The sequence below is a fragment of the Paraburkholderia sp. NPDC080076 genome, assembly GCF_050281145.1.
Lineage (GTDB): Bacteria > Pseudomonadota > Gammaproteobacteria > Burkholderiales > Burkholderiaceae > Paraburkholderia.
This window is the reverse complement of the sequence record NZ_JBNNWQ010000011.1, coordinates 195,369-215,586: the sequence shown is the minus strand read 5'-3', so window position 1 is coordinate 215,586 and position 20,218 is coordinate 195,369. Positions and strand designations below refer to the sequence as shown.

General features: G+C 63.8%; 16 protein-coding genes. 8 read left to right on the top strand and 8 right to left on the bottom strand.

Annotated elements, in window-relative coordinates; genetic code table 11:
* Positions 1–2: 2 nt before the first annotated feature.
* From ACQKRQ_RS34145 to ACQKRQ_RS34120, 6 genes are all read left to right on the top strand, one after another.
* On the top strand, positions 3–1,661 hold the full coding sequence (locus tag ACQKRQ_RS34145; RefSeq protein WP_132383903.1) for an ATP-binding protein: 1,659 nt from the start codon (positions 3–5) through the stop codon (positions 1,659–1,661).
* 117 nt (positions 1,662–1,778) lie between these two features.
* Positions 1,779–2,381 carry a MarR family winged helix-turn-helix transcriptional regulator gene (locus tag ACQKRQ_RS34140; RefSeq protein WP_427481851.1) on the top strand — a complete coding sequence of 201 codons (603 nt, stop codon included), beginning with the start codon at positions 1,779–1,781 and terminating at the stop codon, positions 2,379–2,381.
* Positions 2,382–2,387: 6 nt separating this feature from the next.
* Positions 2,388–4,490 (top strand): FUSC family protein, encoded by a 2,103-nt coding sequence (locus tag ACQKRQ_RS34135; RefSeq protein ID WP_427481849.1) that lies wholly within the window; start codon positions 2,388–2,390, stop codon positions 4,488–4,490.
* Between the two features lie 55 nt (positions 4,491–4,545).
* Positions 4,546–4,755: a DUF1656 domain-containing protein gene (locus tag ACQKRQ_RS34130; protein WP_115778589.1), complete on the top strand. Its 210-nt coding sequence runs from the start codon at positions 4,546–4,548 to the stop codon at positions 4,753–4,755.
* On the top strand, positions 4,752–5,750 hold the full coding sequence (locus tag ACQKRQ_RS34125; protein WP_427481847.1) for an efflux RND transporter periplasmic adaptor subunit: 999 nt from the start codon (positions 4,752–4,754) through the stop codon (positions 5,748–5,750). Before ACQKRQ_RS34130 ends, ACQKRQ_RS34125 begins: the two co-directional genes overlap by 4 nt.
* Positions 5,747–7,273 (top strand): efflux transporter outer membrane subunit, encoded by a 1,527-nt coding sequence (locus ACQKRQ_RS34120; protein WP_427481846.1) that lies wholly within the window; start codon positions 5,747–5,749, stop codon positions 7,271–7,273. The genes ACQKRQ_RS34125 and ACQKRQ_RS34120 overlap by 4 nt, the downstream gene beginning before the upstream one ends.
* Positions 7,274–7,350: 77 nt before the next feature.
* On the opposite strand, the gene speD is transcribed toward ACQKRQ_RS34120, so the two are convergent.
* The 4 genes from speD to ACQKRQ_RS34100 form a co-directional block, all read right to left on the bottom strand.
* On the bottom strand, positions 7,351–7,725 hold the full coding sequence (speD, locus tag ACQKRQ_RS34115) for an adenosylmethionine decarboxylase (RefSeq protein WP_427481844.1): 375 nt from the start codon (positions 7,723–7,725) through the stop codon (positions 7,351–7,353).
* A 157-nt stretch (positions 7,726–7,882) separates the two neighbouring features.
* Complete coding sequence (locus ACQKRQ_RS34110; RefSeq protein ID WP_427481842.1) at positions 7,883–9,409, bottom strand: DUF4178 domain-containing protein; 1,527 nt, start codon at positions 9,407–9,409, stop codon at positions 7,883–7,885.
* A gap of 9 nt (positions 9,410–9,418) precedes the next feature.
* A complete protein-coding gene (locus ACQKRQ_RS34105) occupies positions 9,419–10,423 on the bottom strand; it encodes an SPFH domain-containing protein (protein WP_427481841.1) in 1,005 nt (334 codons plus the stop codon).
* A gap of 64 nt (positions 10,424–10,487) precedes the next feature.
* Positions 10,488–10,874 carry a DUF350 domain-containing protein gene (locus ACQKRQ_RS34100; RefSeq protein WP_427481840.1) on the bottom strand — a complete coding sequence of 129 codons (387 nt, stop codon included), beginning with the start codon at positions 10,872–10,874 and terminating at the stop codon, positions 10,488–10,490.
* A 142-nt stretch (positions 10,875–11,016) separates the two neighbouring features.
* On the opposite strand from ACQKRQ_RS34100, the gene ACQKRQ_RS34095 reads away from it, so the two are divergent.
* Positions 11,017–12,531: a polyamine aminopropyltransferase gene (locus ACQKRQ_RS34095; protein ID WP_427481978.1), complete on the top strand. Its 1,515-nt coding sequence runs from the start codon at positions 11,017–11,019 to the stop codon at positions 12,529–12,531.
* Positions 12,531–14,153 (top strand): FAD-dependent oxidoreductase, encoded by a 1,623-nt coding sequence (locus tag ACQKRQ_RS34090; protein WP_427481838.1) that lies wholly within the window; start codon positions 12,531–12,533, stop codon positions 14,151–14,153. The genes ACQKRQ_RS34095 and ACQKRQ_RS34090 overlap by 1 nt, the downstream gene beginning before the upstream one ends.
* A gap of 234 nt (positions 14,154–14,387) precedes the next feature.
* Here the strand turns inward: ACQKRQ_RS34090 and ACQKRQ_RS34085 are convergent, their stop codons facing one another.
* The 4 genes from ACQKRQ_RS34085 to xylG all read right to left on the bottom strand — a co-directional run bounded on the left by ACQKRQ_RS34085 (position 14,388) and on the right by xylG (position 20,178).
* The gene (locus ACQKRQ_RS34085) at positions 14,388–14,849 is read right to left on the bottom strand and encodes a (2Fe-2S)-binding protein (protein ID WP_427481837.1); all 462 of its coding nucleotides are present in this window, start codon (positions 14,847–14,849) and stop codon (positions 14,388–14,390) included.
* Positions 14,850–14,897: 48 nt separating this feature from the next.
* On the bottom strand, positions 14,898–17,168 hold the full coding sequence (locus tag ACQKRQ_RS34080) for a molybdopterin cofactor-binding domain-containing protein (protein ID WP_427481835.1): 2,271 nt from the start codon (positions 17,166–17,168) through the stop codon (positions 14,898–14,900).
* A 254-nt stretch (positions 17,169–17,422) separates the two neighbouring features.
* Positions 17,423–18,622, bottom strand: coding sequence for a sugar ABC transporter permease (locus ACQKRQ_RS34075; RefSeq protein ID WP_132383886.1), 1,200 nt, complete (start codon positions 18,620–18,622; stop codon positions 17,423–17,425).
* Entirely contained in the window at positions 18,619–20,178 is a 1,560-nt protein-coding gene (gene xylG / locus ACQKRQ_RS34070) for a D-xylose ABC transporter ATP-binding protein (RefSeq protein ID WP_132383884.1), read from the bottom strand. Before xylG ends, ACQKRQ_RS34075 begins: the two co-directional genes overlap by 4 nt.
* Positions 20,179–20,218 lie beyond the last annotated feature (40 nt).

Here is a 20,218-nt window from a genome sequence, read left to right as displayed (position 1 = left end):
TCATGGAGCAACGCGTCCTCATCCTGGCGCCGTTTGGCCGCGACGCCGATGTGATTGCCGAAGTGCTGCACAAAGATAAGCGCCTGTGCGTGGCCTGCCGCGATGCCGACACGCTCACCGCGGCGCTGGACGCCGGTGCGGGCGCCGCGTTGATCGCTGAAGAAGCGCTCGCGGGCAACCATGCGATCCGGCTTTTCACCTGGCTCGAACAACAGCCAGCATGGTCCGATTTCCCGTTCATTCTGCTCGCCGCCTCACGCCTCGGACATCGTTCCGAACGTGGCCTGGAAGTGCTCGAACGGCTCGGCAACGTGGTCGTGCTCGAGCGCCCGCTGAATTCGGAAACGTTGCGGCGCGCGGTAGCGTCGTCGTTGCGGGCACGCGCGCGGCAATACGAATCGCGCCGCCATCTGGCCGAGCGGATCGAAGCGCAAGAGGCGCTGGTGCAATTGAACGACTCGCTGGAAAGCCGCATCGCTGAACGCACTCACGAACTCGCCTCCGCCAACAACCGGCTGATGATGGAAATTCACGAGCGCGCCAAAGTGCAGGCCGTGCTGGTGCAATCACAGAAGATGGAAGCACTCGGGCAACTCACCGGCGGCATCGCGCACGACTTCAACAATCTGCTGAACGTCATCATGGTCAACGCGGAGCTGATTGCCCGCGTGAGCAGCGACGAGCGCCTTCGCGGCATGGCCGCCACCGTCAAACGCGCGACCGAACGCGGCGCGAAACTGACGGGACAGTTGCTCACTTTCTCGCGCAACAGCAACCTCGATCTGAAAGCCGTGGACGTGGTGGCGTTGCTGCAAGGCATGCGCGACATCATCACGGTGTCGCTCGGTTCAAGCATCCGCTATACCAACGAGTTCGATGGCGAAGAGATGTGGACTCAGGCCGACGCCAATCAGCTCGAACTGGCCGTTCTCAATCTCGCCATCAACGCGCGCGATGCCATGCCGGGCGGCGGCCAGCTCAGCATTTGCGTGAAGGTGCGCGAAGCGCCCGATCAGACACTCGATGAAGGCCGCTACGTAGTGGTCGAAGTCGCCGATACCGGCTCGGGTGTGCCGGCCGATGTGGTGTCGCGCGTCTTCGATCCGTTCTTCACCACCAAGCCGATCGGCAAGGGCACCGGGCTCGGCTTGAGTCAGGTCTACGGCATTGCGAGGCAAGCTGGCGGCACGGCGCGTCTGTTCAGCGAGGAAGGCGTGGGCACCACGGTCGAGATCTGGCTGCCGCTGCGCGAACGCGTGGCGCCGCAGGCCGAAGCGGCGTCCGATGCGGAAGCGAACGTGGTCGGCGAAAAGCGCGTCCTGGTGGTCGAAGACGACGGCGAGGTGCGCGCCATGCTGGTCGAGTCGCTGAGAATGCTCGGCTACACCGTGACCGAAGCCGCCGACGGACGCGCGGGCCTGAATCGTTTGCAGGACGACAACCCGGACCTGCTGATGGTGGACTTCGCGATGCCCGGCATGAACGGGATCGACGTGATCGCCGAGGCACGCAAGATGCGCGAGGATTTGCCGGTGATCCTCGCAACGGGTTATGCGGACGTGGACATTTCCGGGCTGGCCGTAAAGCGCTGCACGATTTTGCGCAAGCCTTTTCAACTCGATGATCTGGCGCGTACGGTAAGGCTCGGACTCGCGGCTTGAGCGACGTTTGCATGGCGAACCCCGGCGCCTGTCCACGCACGCGGCCGCATCGCAACGTCACAAAAAATTCCGATTCAATAGTTTGCTAACGAATTTTTTGGAAATACAATACCGGCCATGTCGAATCTCGATACCTTGCGCCGGACAGTCAGCAGCACGCTGGTCGTCGCCGCCCGAAAATGGCGGCGCACGAGCCACGGCGTGCTGGCGGCCTTCAATGTCTCCGAGGCGTGCGCCACGCCGCTCCTGACCGCCAGCCGCCTCGGCGCGGCGGTGCGCCAGGTCACGCTCGCCGATCACATTGGTATCGAAGGGCCGTCGCTCGTGCGGCTGCTCGATCAACTGTGCGCCGCGGGTCTGATGCGTCGCGACGAAGACCCCGAAGACCGGCGTGCGAAAACCGTGGTGCTCACCGAAGAAGGCCGCGCCGTCACCGCGAAAATGGAAGAAGAACTGGTCACGTTGCGGGCGCTGGCGTTGAAAGACGTCTCGCGCAGCGATCTCGAAGCGACCTTGCGCGTGCTGGCCGCGTTCACGGCCGACGCCAGCGAACGTGCCGATCAGAACAACGATCCTAGCAGCGATCCGGACCGCGATGAAGGCGTTCAACGCGCCTCGGTCAAACCAACGCAGCACGCCAGCCAACCCCTCAAAGCTACCAAAGCGAACAAAGGCAAAGCAGACACCGCCGCGCCGCACAGCGCCAGCGATCCGGCGTAACGGTTTATGGTCTACCCTTCCCTTCGCGACTGGCTGTTCTCCGTCAAGACGTTTGCCGCGGCGATGATCGCGCTCTACATCGGCCTCGCGCTCGAACTACCGCGGCCGTATTGGGCGATGGCGACCGTCTACATCGTGTCGAACCCATTTGTCGGCGCGACGCGTTCCAAGGCGCTTTATCGCGCGCTCGGCACCATGCTCGGCGCCTCGGCCGCGGTGCTGCTGGTGCCGCCCTTCGTCGAATCGCCGTATCTATTCAGCGTGATCGTGGCGCTCTGGACCGGCACGCTCCTGTATCTGGCGGTGTTCGACCGCACCGCGCGCAGCTACGTATTCCTGCTGGCCGGCTATACGATGCCGATCATCGCGCTGCCCTCGGTGACCAATCCTGGCGGCGTGTTCGATCTCGCGGTCAGCCGTACCGAAGAGATCACGCTCGGCATCGTTTGCGCGAGCATTGTCGGCGGCGCGCTGTTTCCGAGCCGGCTTGCGCCGACCATCATCGAGCGAACCGACGCATGGTTTCGCGACGCCGCCTTCTATGCGACCGAAACGCTCTCCGGGCGCATTGCCGGCTCGGCGATTTCGGGTGCCCGGCAGCGCATCGCGGCCACCATCAATGGTCTGGAATTGCTGCTGAGCCAGCTTGCCTACGATCACACGCGACCCGACGTGCTGGCGCGCACGCATGAACTGCGCGGACGCATGCAGTTGCTGCTGCCGATCATGTCGTCGCTCGCCGATCCGCTGATCGCGCTCTACAACAGCGGCCGGCAGACGTGGCCCGAGGGTCTGGAAAGCCTGCTCGCCGATGTCATCAAATGGTTCGAGGAGCCGATGCCGACCGTGAGCGAAGGCGATCACCCCGACCCGACCGCCGACGCGCTGCGCGAGCGCATCGCGGCGATGCAGCCACCGCCGTCCGCACTCGCGGGCTGGGACGGCGCGCTGCTCTCGAACGCACTGTGGCGCATGAAACAGGTGATCGACGTCTGGCAGGACTGCCGCTCGCTGCGCATCATCATCACGCGGGAAGAAGGCTCGTGGCGCCCGCGCTTCCGTCATTGGCGGCTGGGCGGCACCGAGCGCTTCTACGATCACGGCATCATGCTGTTCTCCACCGGCTCGGCGGCGGCGGCCGTGATTCTCGCGTGCAGTTTGTGGATCAGCTCAGGCTGGAACGACGGCGCGAGCGCGGTCACACTCGCGGCCGTGGCGTGCTGCTTCTTCGCCGCGCTCGACGAACCCGCGCCGTTCGTGTTCCGCTTCTTCGTGGCGACCGCGATCAGCGTGGTGGCGGCGGGCGTCTATCTGTTCGTCGTGCTGCCGCACGTGCACGACTTTCCCATGCTGGTGATCATGTTCGCCGCGCCGTTCATCTTCGTCGGCACGCTGATCCCGCGCCCGCAGTTCAACCTGGCCACGGTGCTGGTCGCCGTGAACACGGCGACCTTCATCAGCATTCAGGACGCGTACGACGCCAACTTCCTGGTGTTCATGAACAGCAATCTCGCGGGCCTCGCCGGCCTGCTCTACGCGTATCTGTGGACGCGCGTGACGCGCCCGTTCGGCGCCGAACTCGCGGCGGCCCGTCTGCTGCGTTCGAGCTGGGCCGACGTGGCGCTCACGGCATCGACGCGGCCGATCCACGATCCGCGCAATCTCGCCGCGCGCATGCTCGACCGCCTGATGCAGTTGATCCCGCGCCTTGCCGCGACCGACGACCATCGCCATCCGTCGATCGAAAGCTTTCGCGATCTGCGCATCGCCTTCAACGCACTCGATCTGCGCCGCCTGACCCACAAGCTGGGCGGCGAAGCGCCCGCCGCGATCGATCACGTGCTCGACGACGTGCGTCGGTACTATGAAAGCTGTGTCAATCGCCGCAAGCGCGAGCCGGTGCCCGACAGCCTGATGTCGTCGATCGACGCCGCCGTGGCGCGCGTGACGGCACAAGGGCTCGCCAACGCCGATGCGCCGAGCGCGACCTCGCAAACCTCGGCACGCCGGTTGCGCGAAGCGTTGCACGCGCTGGTCGGCTTGCGTCTTTCGCTGTTTCCGGCCACGCTGATCACGCCGACGCCACCCGAACCGGAGGCCGCTGCGTGATGCGCCCAACTCGTCGCGACTTTCCAGCCCTCTCCACCCTTTTCCACTCCCCGCGATGATCGGTGAAATCGATATCTTCGGCGTGTTCGTGCCGGCCGTGCTCGTGCTGATGTTGGTCGCGTATCTGATCAACCTGGCCATTCGCACGGTGCTCGCGCGCGTCGGCTTTTACCGTTTCGTCTGGCATCGCTCCATCTTCGATCTCGGCATCTATGTGCTGGTGCTGGGCCTTGTCGTTGTCGTTTCGCACAGACTAATAACGTGAAAAAAACCTGGTTCTCCGTTGGTCAAATTCTGCTGACTTTGATCGTCGTCGTCGTCGCCGCCTTCGTGCTATGGAAACTGGTCGGCTACTACATGTTCGCGCCCTGGACCCGCGACGGACACGTGCGCGCCGATGTGATCCAGGTCGCACCGGACATCTCGGGGCTGATCTCGTCGGTCGAGGTAGTGGACAACCAGCAGGTCAAGCAAGGCCAGGTGCTGTTCGTGATCGATCAGGCCCGCTATACGCTCGCGCTGCGCCAGGCGCAGGCCACCGCGCAACAACGCCGCGCCACGCTCGATCAGGCGCGCCGCGAAGATGCGCGCAACCGCAAGCTCGGCAACCTGGTCGCAGCGGAGGTGTCGGAAGAAAGCCGCTCGCGCGTCGAACAGGGCGAGGCCGCGCTCGCTGATGCGAATGTGGCTATCGACACGGCGAAGCTGAATTTGCAGCGCGCCACGATCGCGAGTCCGGTCGACGGTTATCTGAACGACCGCGCGCCGCGCGTCGGCGAATATGTCGCGGCGGGACGGGCGGTGGTTTCGGTGGTGGACATGCATTCGTTCCGTGTCGATGGCTATTTCGAGGAAACCAAGCTGGGTGGCATCGACATCGGTCAGCCGGTCGATATCACGGTGATGGGCGAGCCGGCCGTGTTGCGTGGACACGTGCAAAGCATCGTCGCCGCGATCGAGGATCGCGACCGCACGCAAGGCTCGAATCTGCTGCCGAATGTGAACCCGGCTTTCAGTTGGGTGCGGCTCGCGCAGCGGATTCCGGTGCGTGTGGCGCTCGATGAAGTGCCTGCGGATTTCCGCATGATTGCCGGGCGCACGGCGACTGTGTCGGTGCGTGATCTGTCGCCTGGCGGCAAGAAGCATCCGGATGCGGGGGCGTCGGGCGCGGTAGCGGCTTCGGCTACGTCTGCTGTTCCGGCGGGCTCGGATGCACAGCCGGCGTCGGCGGCGGTCGCATCATCGGGCGCCTCGCAATGAAGCTGTCGCGCGCCCTGCCCTTATTGCCGTTGCTGCCGCTGTTGCCGCTGGCTGTTGCGCTGAACGGCTGCATCAACGTCGGTCCCAACTACTCGTTGCCGCAACAGGCGCTCGTCAACGCGCCGCTCGCCAATGCGCCGATCGAAGGCGCCGACACGTCCCTGACGACGCGTCAGAACGTGCCGCCCGTGTGGTGGAAGCTATACGAGGATCCAGTGCTGAACGGACTCGTCGACCAGGCGCTGCAATCGAACACCGACTTGCGCGTCGCTGCCGCGAATCTGGCGCGCTCGCGTGAAGCGCTAGGCGTCGCGCAAGCACAAGGCGGATTTTCCGGCAAGACGTCGGCGCTGATCGAACGCGCGCAGGAGTCCGCCGAACAATACCTGCTCACCGAGAAACTGCCGGTCGTGAATGAAGGCGACATCGGCATCAGCGTCTCGTATGAAATCGATCTGTTCGGCAAGCTGCGGCGCGGCGTGGAAGCGGCGCAAGCGGACACCGAATCCGTGCAGGCCGCGGGCGAACTCGCGCGGATCACCGTGGTGGCGGACGTGGTGCGCTCTTACGTCGAGCAGTGTTCGGCCGCCGAGGAACTCAGGATCGCGCAACAGTCGCTGGCCTTGCAGAAACAGCGGGTGGACGTATCGCGCCGCCTGCGCGACGCGGGCCGCGGCAATCAGCCTGACGTGACGCGCGGGCAGACCCAGGTCGATACGTTGTCGGCCGATATTCCGCGGTATACAGCGCGCCGCAAGATCGCGCAGTACCGCCTGGCGGCGCTGCTTGCCCGCGCGCCGTCCGACCTGCCGCCGGCCGTGCTCGCTTGCGACAGGCTGCCGCAAATCCGTCAGCCGATTCCAGTCGGCGACGGCGCCGCGCTGCTCAAGCGCCGACCGGATGTGCGCGAGGCGGAACGTCAACTGGCGGCGTCCACCGCGCGTATCGGCGTCGCTACCGGGGCGTTGTATCCGACGGTGAGCATCGGTGCGTCGGCGGGTTTGACAGGCATTCTGGAAGACCTCGGCACGTCGCCCACGGCGCGCTGGGGCTTCGGTCCGCTGATCAGTTGGACGTTCCCGGCGAACGGCGCGCGTGGCCGCGTGCGTGAAGCACAGGCGTCGAGCCAGGTCGCGTTGGCGAAGTTCGACGGCGTGGTCCTCACCGCGCTGCGCGAGACCGAAACCAGTCTCGCGACCTACGCGTCGGACTACGCCCGCGCCGACGCGCTGCGTGCCGCGGTGAAGTCGGCCACCGAGTCGGCGGATGAAACGCACCGGCTGTATCGCGCGGGACGTGAGTCATTTATTTCGGATCTGGATGCGACGCGCACACTGACGTCGACGAAGTCACAGGCGGCGGCTGCGGATGGCCAGGTGGCGATCGATCAGGTCAATCTGTTCCTCGCGCTTGGCGGAGGATGGGAAGTTGATCCGCAGAACGCGTCCGGCAGTTCGACACCGGCGGCTGCGGTGCCGGTTAAGGCAACGCCGGTGCCGACGGCTGCAGCGAAAGCGCCTTAAAGCCGCTTTTCATTTGTGATTGTCTAACGCGGCCAGCCTATCAAGGTTCGCTTTAGACAATCCGCTTGCCGACCGATCTACCGCGGCGGCACAACTCCACGCTCACACGTGCGCACATTCCGCGCTTCCGCCTTTAACTCGCGAGCGATCTGCGCGACCGCATCCTCAGCACGCGCCTTGCCGCACATGAAAATATCGAGCGCGGCGAAGCGATGCTCCGGCCACGTATGAATCGTGACGTGCGATTCCGCGAGCAGCACGACACCCGTCACACCATGCTCGCCGCCAAAGTGATGAAAGTGCGCGGAGAGTACCGTAGCGCCCGCAGCCTTAGCCGCGTTTAACAGAATCGCCTCGAGCGCTGCGGGATCCCGCAGCATGTCCGCCGCGATACCGCCGAGATCGGCCAACACATGCGTGCCATAGGCATCACGCGGCGCAGGCGCGGACATGGCCGTCGCCGCCCTCACTTGTGCGACCCATACGACGAATAACCGCTGCGCGCGGACGTCCCGCCATAACCACCACCGCCGCTTCCGGTCATCGACGTGCAACTGAACATGACAATCACAACGAGCGCGTAAAGCACATATAAGATTTGCCTCACGCTCACCTCGACTCTTCGTGGAAGGCGCGCCAGATCCAATCCGGCGCCCACAAAGCCACCATGCCGACGATCACCAGCACCGTCGAACCGTCGAATTCGAATAGCTTGCCGAAGTTGATGAAGACCATCGCGAAGGTAGCGATCCACGGCCAGGGACCGAAGCCGGCCGTCGTGATTCCTTCTCGCGCCGGTTTTGCTTCGCTGCTGGCGGATTTGGCCGCAAGCCGGCTCGCTGTTTCCGCCGCCAGCGCCGGCACACCGAATCGTTCCGCAACCTTACTATTGCTCAACGGCTTGGCGCGCGACCAGACGATTTCATCGGCCGTCGTCTCGCGCGTCATCTTGAAGTCGCGCCACGTGAAATCGGTGATCGACGTCTTATCGCCCACTTGCACCCGCCAGTTGAATGCGCCGGCCACGTAAGCGACCACCGCGTCGTAGCGCTCGCGTTCGCGATAGGTCTTGCCGCCTTCGAGCACCTGGCCGTCTTTGCTAATCATTGGCCAGTTGTTCAGCACGTCCACACGTTCCCATCGGCCTTCGCCATGCACGAGCCACAGAAAGCCGCGTTCGAGGTTGTGCAGCAGATATTCTTCCCAACTCGATTCGCCGTCCGGCGTGCGGCAGCGCATGAAGCCGAGTGCCGTATATTTCGCGCCGTCGAAGGTCGCGCTCGCGCCGAGTTGCAGCGGCGTTTCGATCGACTCGACCTCACGCTTCTTCGAAAACAGCGTGACCTGTTCGGCGCTGCAATCGACGCCCGCATGACACGAGTCGCAGATCACATAGTTCGCCACACCGACCGGACATTCGAGCGACGCGCCACAACTCGGGCACGTAAACGCACTCAGTTCGCCACGATAACGGCCCGCCGACTCGCGAATCTCGGCTTCGTCACGTAAGCCCTGACAGGCGAGCGTGTCCAGTTCCACCGACGCGCCCGCATAGACCACCGGCTTGCCCGACTGTTGATCGGCGTCGGAGTAATCCAGTGTGATGAATTTGTCTTCGTAGCGGAAGTCGGCGACGCGCGCCTGCCAGCCGTCGCCCACGCGAAACGGCAACTCGCCCTCGCCGCCGACGCATTGCGCCGTGCGGATATCCGACGCGAGATAACGCCTGCCGCCGAAGTGAAAGCCGACGCCCGGGCGCAGCGAATCGAACTGCGGCGGCTCGTCGGCGCTGCCGTCGAGATTCTGTTGCGTGGTGACCGCGTATTGCCCTGAGGCATCGGAAAGCCAGCCGAACGTGCCGTCGTCGAAAGCGGCGTACCACTCGGTCCAGTAGCCCGCGTCGTAACGCAATTGAATGCGGCCGAGCAGCGTGAACACACGTGACTCATGGCGGCCCGTGACACCGAGTTGCAATGGCGAATAGTCCTCGAATACCGAGGCCATTTCGCCGATCCGTTCGACCGCCTCGCCGCGTTTGAGCAAGGTGCTGCGGCACGATCCGCACACGGCCATGACGGCCGCGGCGGAGCGGAATTCGAGCGGCGCGCCGCATTGAGGACACGAAGTACTGAACATCGAATGCGTTTATTTTGTCAGCTTCGCGAGGATCTCGGCTTTCGCCTTCGCATAGTCGTCTTCGGTGACGAGGCCCTTGTCCAGCAGGGTCTTGAGTTGCTGCAGACGCTCGACGTAATCGTTCGAGGCCGGGGCTTGCGCAGGTTGCGTTTGACCAGGTTGATTCAGCGCGCCCGTCATGGTTTGCGCGATCGCCGCGCCCGCTGCGATACCCGCGCCCACACCGGCCACGCCGCCTGGATTCTGAGCGGCGAGCGGGATCGATTGCGCGGCCTGATACTGCGCGAACTTGTTCAGATCGCCGCTCACGCCCACGCTGATACGCGCGTCCAGTGCCTTTTGCAGCGCCTCCGGCAACGACACGCTTTGCACCGTGAACGAATCGAGCGCCACGCCGTAACGCGCGAACACCGGCGCGAGCGCCTGGCCGATCCGCTGCGAGAGCACTTCCTGATTCGCCGCCATATCCACGAACGCGACGTCCGCCGAACCGAACGCCACGCTCATAGCCGTGACGACGAGGTTGCGCAACTGCTGTTCGAGATCGTCGACGGTATAGACCGCGCGCGTGCCGCTGATCTCGCGATGAAGCGACGGCACATCCACCACGCGGTACGAATAAATGCCGAACGCCCGCACCTGCACGAGGCCGAATTCGCTATCGCGAATCGTGACCGGTTGCGGCGTACCCCAGCGCCGCCCGAGTTGCAGACGCGTGCTGAAGAAGTACACGTCGGACTTGAAGGGCGATTGGAACAGCTTGTCCCAATTGCGCAGACTGGTCAGCACCGGCAGCGTGCGCGTGGTCAACGTGTAGAGGCCGGGGCCGAACACATCGGCAATGCGCCCTTCGTTGACGAACAGCGCCATTTGCGATTCGCGCACCGTCAATTGCGCGCCGTACTGGATTTCCTGGTCTTCCATTGGATAACGCCAGGCCAATACGCCGTCGCCATCTTCCGTCCATTGCAGGACGTCGACAAATTGCTTGCGAATAAACGAACCGAAACTCATCGTGTACTCCTCGCGCGAGGCGCCCGCTTATCAGGCATTAACGTGGAAATGTGTTAAACGCAAATCAGGTCAGACAGGCTGCATTAATAATGCCGACCACCAGCGAAGCCGCGCCCATCAACCCGCCCATTGCCGTATTACGCGTTTCAATGCCGTCATTCATGCCGGGCAAAAGGCGTGTGAGCAATGCGTAAGTCGCGACCTGCACGACCATGGCGCCGATGGCCCAGATTAGCACCAACATCAGCGTGGAGTTATGCGCAATGCTCGAGGCGAGCGTCAGGCAGAAGCCGATCAGCGCGCCGGCAAAGGAAAGGAGCGCGGCAACGTTGCCATCGCGGATCAGGGCCAGTTCGTCGAACGGTGTGACCTTGAGGTAAACTGCCGCGAATCCGAGGATCAGCGCAAACGCCGACAGTAAATGAATCCCATAAGAAAAGGCATCACCCATTTATTCCCCCGGATTGTGTATGCCGAGCATGCCAACATGCATGCCGATTCTGCCGGCCATGATTATGCGGGCAGCGCCGTTCGAAGGCTCGCCGAAATCGCCGCCAGTATATCCACATCGGACCGGAGTGCCCAGCGCGATGATTAAACATAATCGCATGCTGATACTCTCCGTACTGGTTCTGGCTTCATGCGGATTGGGTTATGAACTGATCAGCAGTACGCTGTCGAGCTATTTGCTCGGCGACTCGGTATTGCAATTCTCGTCGGTGATCGGCTGTTATCTGTTTGCGATGGGTGTTGGCTCGTGGCTCGCCAAGTTTATCGACGACGATGACGTTCTCGATCGCTTCGTCGATATCGAATTGCTGGTTGGGCTGATTGGCGGTTTGTCGGCGGCCATGCTGTTCGGCGTATTCGCGTGGCTGTCCACGCCGTTTCGCGCCGCGCTCTACGCGGTGGTGCTGGTGCTCGGCGCATTGATCGGCATGGAGATTCCGCTGGTGATGCGCGCCTTCCAGCAACGCCGCCAGGCGTTTCGCCATACCGTCAGCGACGTGTTGAGCTTCGACTATCTCGGTTCTCTCGCGGTCTCACTGTTGTTTCCGCTCGTACTCGCGCCGCGCCTCGGCCTGCTGCGCACCGGCTTTCTGTTCGGCATTCTCAATGCCTTGGTCGCGTTGTGGACCACGCACACGTTTCGCGCAGAAATCAGCAACGTGCCGGCCAAGCTGGCGCGCGCCGCGCTGGTGATCAGTCTGCTCGGCGCCGGTTTCGCGCTGTCCGATCGCCTCACGCATTGGGCCGAACACGGCCTCTACGGCGACGAGACGATCTTTTCCGAAACCACGCCTTATCAGCGCATCGTGCTCACGCAATGGCACGACGACATGCGTCTGTACCTGAACGGCAATCTGCAATTCTCTTCGCGCGACGAGCATCGTTATCACGAAGCGCTGATTCATCCCACGCTCGAAGCGTTGCCGTGGGCCAGGCACGTGCTGGTGCTCGGCGGCGGCGATGGCCTCGCGGTGCGTGAAATCCTCAAGCATCGCAACATCGAAACCGTCACGCTGGTCGATCTCGATCCGGCCATGACGCGGCTCTTTTCGAATTCCGCGCCGCTCGTCAAACTCAATCAAGGCTCGCTGAAAAACCCGCGCGTACATGTGATCAACGACGACGCCGTGCGCTGGCTCGAATCCAACGCCGACGTGTTCGACGCGATCGTGGTGGACTTTCCCGATCCGACCAACTTCGGTTTGGGCCGTTTGTACTCGGTGCCGGTGTATCGCATGCTCGCACGGCATCTGTCGGAGAACGGCTATGCGGTGATTCAATCGACCTCGCCGTATTTCGCGCCGCACGCGTACTGGACCATTGTCGACACGCTGCGCGAAGCGGGCTTCAACACGTGGCCCTATCACTGCTACGTGCCCTCGTTTGGCGACTGGGGTTTCGTGATCGCCGGCAAACGCCGCGACTATACGATCCCGACGTATTACTCGGAGCCCATGCGCTGGCTCGACGCGCAAACCGCCGTCGAAATGTTTCACTTCCCCGCCGACATGCCCGCGTTACCGATGGCGCCGAACCAGTTGAACGACCAGCCGCTCGTCCGTCTTTTCGACGAGGACTGGAAGCACGTGCTCCGCTGATGGACCGCCGCACTTTTCTGCTGGCCGGCGCGGCGGCAACGCTCACCGGTTGCGGCCGCACCGGCTGGATCGAGACGACGCCGGTGGTGGACAGCCCCGGCATGCGCGAGGGCCACGCGTTGCGCGACCATCGCAGCTTGCCGCCGCCGTCCGGCACGATCGAAACCGACATCGCGATTCTCGGCGCGGGCGCCGCGGGTTTGTCGTGCGCGTGGCAACTCGCGCGCGCGGGACACAAGAATTTCGTCGTACTTGCCGGGCCCGAATTCGGCGGCAATGCGGCGGGTGGTCAGTATGGCGATCTCGGTTATCCGAAGGGCGCGCACTATCTGCCCTTGCCGTCGATGGAATCGACGCACTTGCGCGACATGCTCGCCGACCTCGGCGTGATCGAGGCCGATCCGTTCACCGCGCGGCCCGTGTTCGATGAGCGCGTGCTGGTCCATGCGCCGGACGAACGTTTGCTGATCGACGGCCAATGGCAGGACGGACTCGTGCCGACGCTCGGCGTGAGTCACGCGGAACTCGCGCAGCAGCAGCGGTTTTTCGCCTATACCGATGCGTTGCGCACCGCCCTCGGCAATGACGGCCGCAAGGTGTTCTGCATTCCGCTGGCGCAGTCGTCGCAGGATCCGAGTTGGCGTGCGCTGGACAAGCGCTCGTTCAAACAGTGGCTCGTCGACGAAGGCTATAGCGCGCCCTCGTTGCACTGGTATCTAAACTACGCCTGCCGCGACGATTTCGGCGCGGGCTATGAACGCGTCTCCGCGTGGGCCGGTTTGCATTACTTCTCGTCGCGTGGCGGCCATGCGCGCAATGCCGAAGATGGCGCGGTGCTGACCTGGCCCGACGGGCTGCACAGCATGGTGACCAAACTGAGCGCGTCGATTACGAGTCGCGTGGGCAAAGAACATACGTGGTCGCTGCCGGGCTTCGCCGCACGCGTCGATGAAAAAACCAGCGGCATTGAAGTGCTGTGCGTTCGCATCGACAACCAGAACGTACCCAGCACGTTCGTACTGAAAGCGCGCCGCGTGGTGTGCGCGATGCCGCTTTTCGTCGCGCAACACGTGATACCGAATCTGGCCGCTAGTGGCTTCGAAGCGTCGCGCGATCTGCCACCGCGCGCGCCATGGCTCGTCTCCAACTTCCTGATGGACGGCATGCCGCGCGAAGCGCAGGGTGTGCCGCTCGCGTGGGACAACGTCGTGTATCGCGGCGAAGGTCTCGGCTACGTGGTCTCGACGCATCAACTGATTCGTCTGTCGCCGCCGCAGCGGTCGGTGTTCTCGGCGTATCAGGCGCTCGACCTCAAGACGCCCGACGACACGCGCCGCTGGCTGGCCGCCGCGCATCCCGACGACCTGCGCACGCAGGCCGCGATCGATCTGGTGCCCGCCTACGGCCGCGATCTGTGGCGGCATGCCGCGGCCCTCGAAATCACCGTTCGCGGCCACGCCATGGCCACGCCGGATGTCGGCTTCCTGAGCCGTCCGGGGTTGCTCGCCTTGCGCGACCTGGACGGCCCGATCCTGTTCGCGCATGCCGATTTGTCCGGCATGTCGCTATTCGAGGAGGCGTCTTATTGGGGCGTGCTTGCGGCAAACCGTGTTCTGCGGTGACGCGCCACAAGCTTACGAATTATTTTTATTAGCTTTCTTTTAGCTTTCATTTCGGGTTAAATACATATCACCAACCACTCAATACGGGGACATGTATGTCGCAATTCATGAAAAGCGCAGCCACGCTGGGCGGCTGCATCGGTATTTTTGCGGCGGTCGTCGCCGTGGTGGAATTGCTGGCAGGTTGAGCACGCGCGGCGGGCTCGTTCGATAACGCGAAACACGTCGGCGGCATTACGCGGGGCGGCGGTTTGCCGCCGCCTGGTGGATTGCCGCCCGTACCCGTGGATAGGTGCCGCAACGGCATACGATGTGCGACATCGCCGTGTCGATGTCGGCGTCGGTCGGTTTGGGATTGTGCTTGAGCAACGCGCAGGCCGCCATGAGTTGCGCGCTCTGGCAGTAGCCGCACTGCACCACGTCGAGATCGATCCACGCGGTCTTCAATGCCTGTGCTTCAGGACCCTGCAAGCCTTCGATGGTCGTGATCTTCTGCGTGTGCAGGCTCGACATGAGCGTCTGACACGCGAAGCTCGGCTCGCCATCCACATGGATCGTGCACGCGCCGCAAATTCCCAGGCCACAGCCGAACTTGGTGCCGGTCATGCCGAGTTCGCAACGCAGCACCCATAGAAGCGGCATGTCCGGCTCGGCTTGTACCGCCACCGCCCGGCCGTTGATGTTCAGCGATCCCATCGGCTGTCTCCTTCGTCCTAGTCCCCAGGTGTTTGAATCCGGGGTGCTTCACGCGAGCTTCAACGGCAGCGAGCGCAAACGCTGGCCGGTTAGCTTGAACACCGCATTGGCCACCGCCGGCGCGACCGGCGGCACACCCGCTTCGCCCACGCCTTGCGGATGCATCTGGCTCGGCATGATGTCCGTGTCGATTACTGGGCAATCGTCGATCCGCACCACCGGAAAATCCGTAAAGTTTTTCTGCTGCACCTGGCCGTTGACGAGCGTGATCTCGTCCTGCAACGCGGTGGACAGACCGAAGACGACCGCGCTCTCCATCTGCTGACGAATCAGATTCGGATTCACCGGCACGCCGCAATCGATCACGCAGACCACCCGATGCACGCGAATCTTCTTGCCAGGCCCGACCGACACTTCCGCGACCTGCGCGACCACGCTGCCGAACGCCTCGTGCAACGCGACCCCACGCGCGCGCGGCCCGCCGTCGGCGGCACGCGTCAACGGACGTTCCCAGTCCGACAACGCCGCGACGCGCTTTAACACCGCCAGATGCCGCGGATGCTGCTCGAGCAGCGCGGCGCGAAACGCAATCGGGTCTTTGCCGGTCGCCACGGCGAGTTCGTCGGTGAAGCCCTCGGTGAAGAACGCCTGATGCGAGTGGCCGACCGAGCGCCAGAACCCGACCGGCACCGGCAATTCGACGATCTTGTGCGCGACACGCGCGGCGGGCCATTCGTAGGGCTGATCGAACGCGCCTTCGCAGGTGGTCTTGTCGATGGGAAGGCGCGGGGCGCCGTAGTAGCGCGCGAGCGCTTCCGGCACGATCGCCTGACTCGCCGACGTGGCCTGCCACGCCACCAGCTTGCCGTCGTTGTCGAAACCGGCCTTCAGCCGCGACAGGCATGCCGGACGATAGAAGTCGTGCGTGAAATCCTGGGCCCGCGACCAGAGGGTCTGCACCGGACGGCCACCGCCCTCGCGCGCAATCGCCGCGGCCTGAGCGATGAAATCCAGCTCCAGACGCCGCCCGAATGCGCCGCCGATCAGAAGCGTTTGCACGTCGACCTTGTCAGCATCGAGGTCCAGCACTTTCGCCACATGATGCCGCGCGAGGCCGGGCATTTGCGTGGAGACCCAAACCGTGGCCGCGCCGTCGGCGACCTGCACGGTGCAGTTGAGCGGTTCGACCGCGCCATGCGCGAGATACGGCGCGCGATATTCGGCGCTGACGGTGCGCGCCGCCCGGCTCAACGCGGCATCGACGTCGCCCAGGTGGTAGTACGCGTGGCCGTCGCTGTCGTCGAGTGCTTGCGCGAGCCGGCGGTCCACGTCCGCGTTCGAGAGCTTCGCTGCCGGGCCGTCATGCCAGCTCACGTCGATGGCGGCGACCGCGTTTGTCGCGCGAAACGGGTTGTCGGCGATCACCGCGACGCCGCCGGTTCCACCGCTGTACGGCGCGACGGCGAACGCCTTGATGAAGCCCGGCATTTTCCCGGCGGCCGTTGCGTCGAACTTTGCCACCGAGCCGCCCAGTGTTGGACACATCTCGACGCTTGCGTAGAGCAGGCCGTCCGGCAGCACGTCGATGCCGAAGCGCGCCGTGCCGTTGATCTTCGATGCCGCTTCGATACGGCGTAGTGGTTTGCCGATCAGCTTGAAGTCGGCGGGATCTTTCAGCGCCACCTTGCGCGGCAGCGCCTGCTGCGCGGCCATCGACGACAATTCGCCGAAGCTCGCCTTGTGGCCCGACGGGTGCAGCACCTGGCCGCCTTCAGCGCGGCATTCGCCGGCCGGCACTTTCCATTGCGCGGCCGCTGCGCTGATCAGCATGGCGCGCGCCGAGGCGCCGGCTTCGCGCATCGGCGTCCATAGGTCGTTGATGCTCGACGAACCGCCCGTCATCATCGTGCCAGCTTCGCGCACCAGCTTGCGGGTCATCCAGACGGTGGTGCGTTTGACGGTGCTGTCGTCGTCGGGGCGAAACGGCAGGTCGTCGATGATGGCTTGGACGCTGTTGTAGATCTTGTCGATGGGCGAGTCTTCGACGCGCACGTGCGACCAGTCGGCGTCCAGTTCTTCGGCAAGCAGCATCGCGAGGCCGGTGTGGATGCCCTGCCCCATTTCCGCCTTGCACATCATGATCGTTACGCTGTTGTCGGCGGCGATCTTGACCCAGCCGTTCAGCGGCACCTGCGTGCCTTGCGCCGGCAGCGGCATGGAGGCGGTCAAACGCTGCCCCGGCGGCAGCACCGACCAGCCGACCAGCAACGCGCCGACAGCGCCGGCGCCGCCGAGCAGAAAGGTTCTGCGTTTCAACATGGCATGGTTCGATCAGCTTGCACGATGGCTGGGAAGCTGTGAAAGCGCGGGTCGGCGCCTGGCGTTGTTCCTCGGAATAGTAATAAGACGGGAGAGTGGATGTGGGACTTAAATGCGTGGGTTCAGGTCAAGAGGCGCGGGGCGGGGGGTGAGGAGGATGGCGGAGATTGAGGGAAGTCGTGGGGTGTTTCATTAAATGGGGTGCGGAATGGGATGCGCCGGCCTCGCGCCGGCGCACCTCCCCTTCTTCAACCTCACCGCCGGTTCGACCCCGACACCACATCGATCCACACGGCCAGCACGAGAATGCTGCCCTTCACGATCATCTGCCAATAGGCGTCGACGTCGAGCATCGACATGCCGTTGTCGAGGCTGGCCATCACCAGTGCGCCGATCAGCGCGCCGTAGACCGTGCCGGAACCGCCGCGCATCGACGTCCCGCCGATGAAGCACGCGGCAATCGCATCGAGTTCGCCCATCGATCCCGCCGAAGGCGAACCCGCGGCCAGCCGCGCCGTATTGACGATGCCGCCGAACGCGCACATCAACCCCATCAACGCGAAGATCGCCAGCTTCACTCGATTGGTGTTGACGCCCGAAAGCCGAGTCGCTTCGAGGTTCGAGCCGACCGCATAGATGCGTCGCCCGAACACGGTCTGCGTGGCGATCCACGTGAAAATACCCAGCAGCGCGAGCAGCAATAGGACCGGCACCGGAATGCCGCCGTAACGATCGAGCGTCGCAACGAAGCCGGCGAGAATCACACCCGCGCCGACCACCTTCACCACGTCTTGCCAGAACGGCACCACACGCAACTGATAGCGCTCGCGGTTGCGACGCTGCCGTATCGTCAGAAACGCCAACAGCAGAAACAGCACCACCGCGAGCGTATCGCCCGCGAGCCGCGGCAAATAACCTTGGCCGACGAACACGAAACTGTCCGACACCGGCGCGATCGTCGAACCGCCTGTCACGCCGAGCAGAATGCCCCGATAGGCGAGCATGCCGCCGAGCCCGACAATGAACGAGGGCACGCGCCGATAGGTCGACCACCATCCGTTGAACATGCCGACCAGCACGCCGAGCAGCATGACCACCGGCAACGTGACGCCGATTGGCCAATGGCGGTTGACGTCGAGTATCGCCGCCACGCCGCCGAGCAAACCGAGCAACGACCCAACCGACAGGTCGATCTCGCCGGCGATGATCACGAACACCATGCCGCACGCGAGCATGCCGGTAATCGACATCTGCCGCAGCAGGTTCGACAGATTGCGCGGCGTGACGAACGCGCCGTGCGTGAGCACCGAAAAGAAAATCCAGATCGCGGCCACGGCGATCAGCAGCGCGAGAATCTTGTAGCGCGCGAACAGTTGCTGAATGCGCTGCGGACCGCCGAATGCGCCTCGCGGCACGGCTTCGTCGGCGCGTTGGGAAGTAACGTCGGGCGTCATGCGGCACTCGCTGCGGTTGGGTTCGGGGATCGCTGCACGGGACGGATCGCGGCGCTGAGAATGTCCTCCTGCGTGAGGCCGTCGTTGACGAAATCGCCTCGCAACTCGCCTTCACCGATCACCAGCACGCGATCGCTGATGCCGAGCACTTCGGGTAATTCGGAGGACACCATCACGATCGACATGCCGCGCTGCGCCAGTTGAAAAATCAGCTTGTAGATTTCGTATTTCGCGCCGACGTCGACGCCGCGGGTGGGTTCGTCGAGAATCAGCACCTTCGGATTGGTCAGCAACATGCGGGTCAGCACGGCCTTTTGCTGATTGCCGCCGGACAGACTCGCAATCGACAACATGGGATGTGCGGCACGCACCGAAAGCCGCTTCATCTCCGTATGAATCGTATCGAGTTCGGCAGCGGAGTCGATTCGCCCACCCGATGCAAAGCGCTCCAGCACAGCCAGCGTGATGTTGTGGCCGACGCTCAGCCCCGGCACGATGCCGTGGCGTTTGCGATCTTCCGGCACCATGCCGATGCCCGCGCGAATCGCATCGACGGGTGCGCGAATCTTGAGCGGCTTGCCGTCCATCACCACGGTCGCCTCGCTCACGCCGGGATACGCGCCGAAGATCGCCTGCATCAACTCCGTGCGCCCCGCGCCGACCAGCCCGGCCACGCCGAGAATCTCGCCGTGCCGCAGCGCGAACGAAACATCGTTCACACGCTTGCGACGCGGATTGGTCACATCGAAACAGGTAACGTGGCGCGCTTCGAAGATTACATCGCCGATCGGATGCGGCTCGCGTGGAAACAGGTTCTTGATTTCGCGGCCCACCATCAGCGAAATGATGCGGTCGGTGGTGAGCGCGCGCATCGGCTCCGTTGCGACATGACGGCCGTCGCGAATCACGCTGATCGTGTCGCACACGGCCGCCACTTCATCGAGCTTGTGCGAGATGTACACGCAGGCCACGCCGCGCCGCTTCAGATCGCGCACGATGTCGAGCAGAATGCGGATCTCGGAGGAAGTCAGCGAAGACGACGGTTCATCGAGAATCAGCAGCTTGGCGCGCTTGTTCAGCGCCTTCGCGATCTCGATCAACTGCTGATGGCCGCCGCCATAGTTCATCACCGGCTGTGCGGCATTGATACCGCTAATGCCGAGTTCGCGCAGCAGTTCGTCGGCGCGCTGGTACATCGCGGCGTAGTTCATGCGGCCGCCGGGCAGCGTGATCTCATTGCCGAGAAAGATGTTCTCCGCCACCGACAACTCCGGCACCAGCATCAACTCCTGGTGAATGATGATGATGCCGGCGCGTTCAGTGTCGCGCACACTGGCGGCTTTCAGCGGCTCACCTTCCCAGATGATTTCGCCGTCCCACGTGCCCCACGGATACACGCCGGAGAGCACTTTCATCAGCGTCGACTTACCCGCGCCGTTCTCGCCGCACAGGCCCACGCACTCGCCGGGCGCGACCGTGAGGTCGATGCCGTCGAGCGCCTTCACGCCGGAAAACGCCTTGACGATGCCGCGCATCGTCATAAGAGCTTGCGTCATTCGCTATGCCTCGCTGCAAGGCGCGCGACGGCGCCGATAC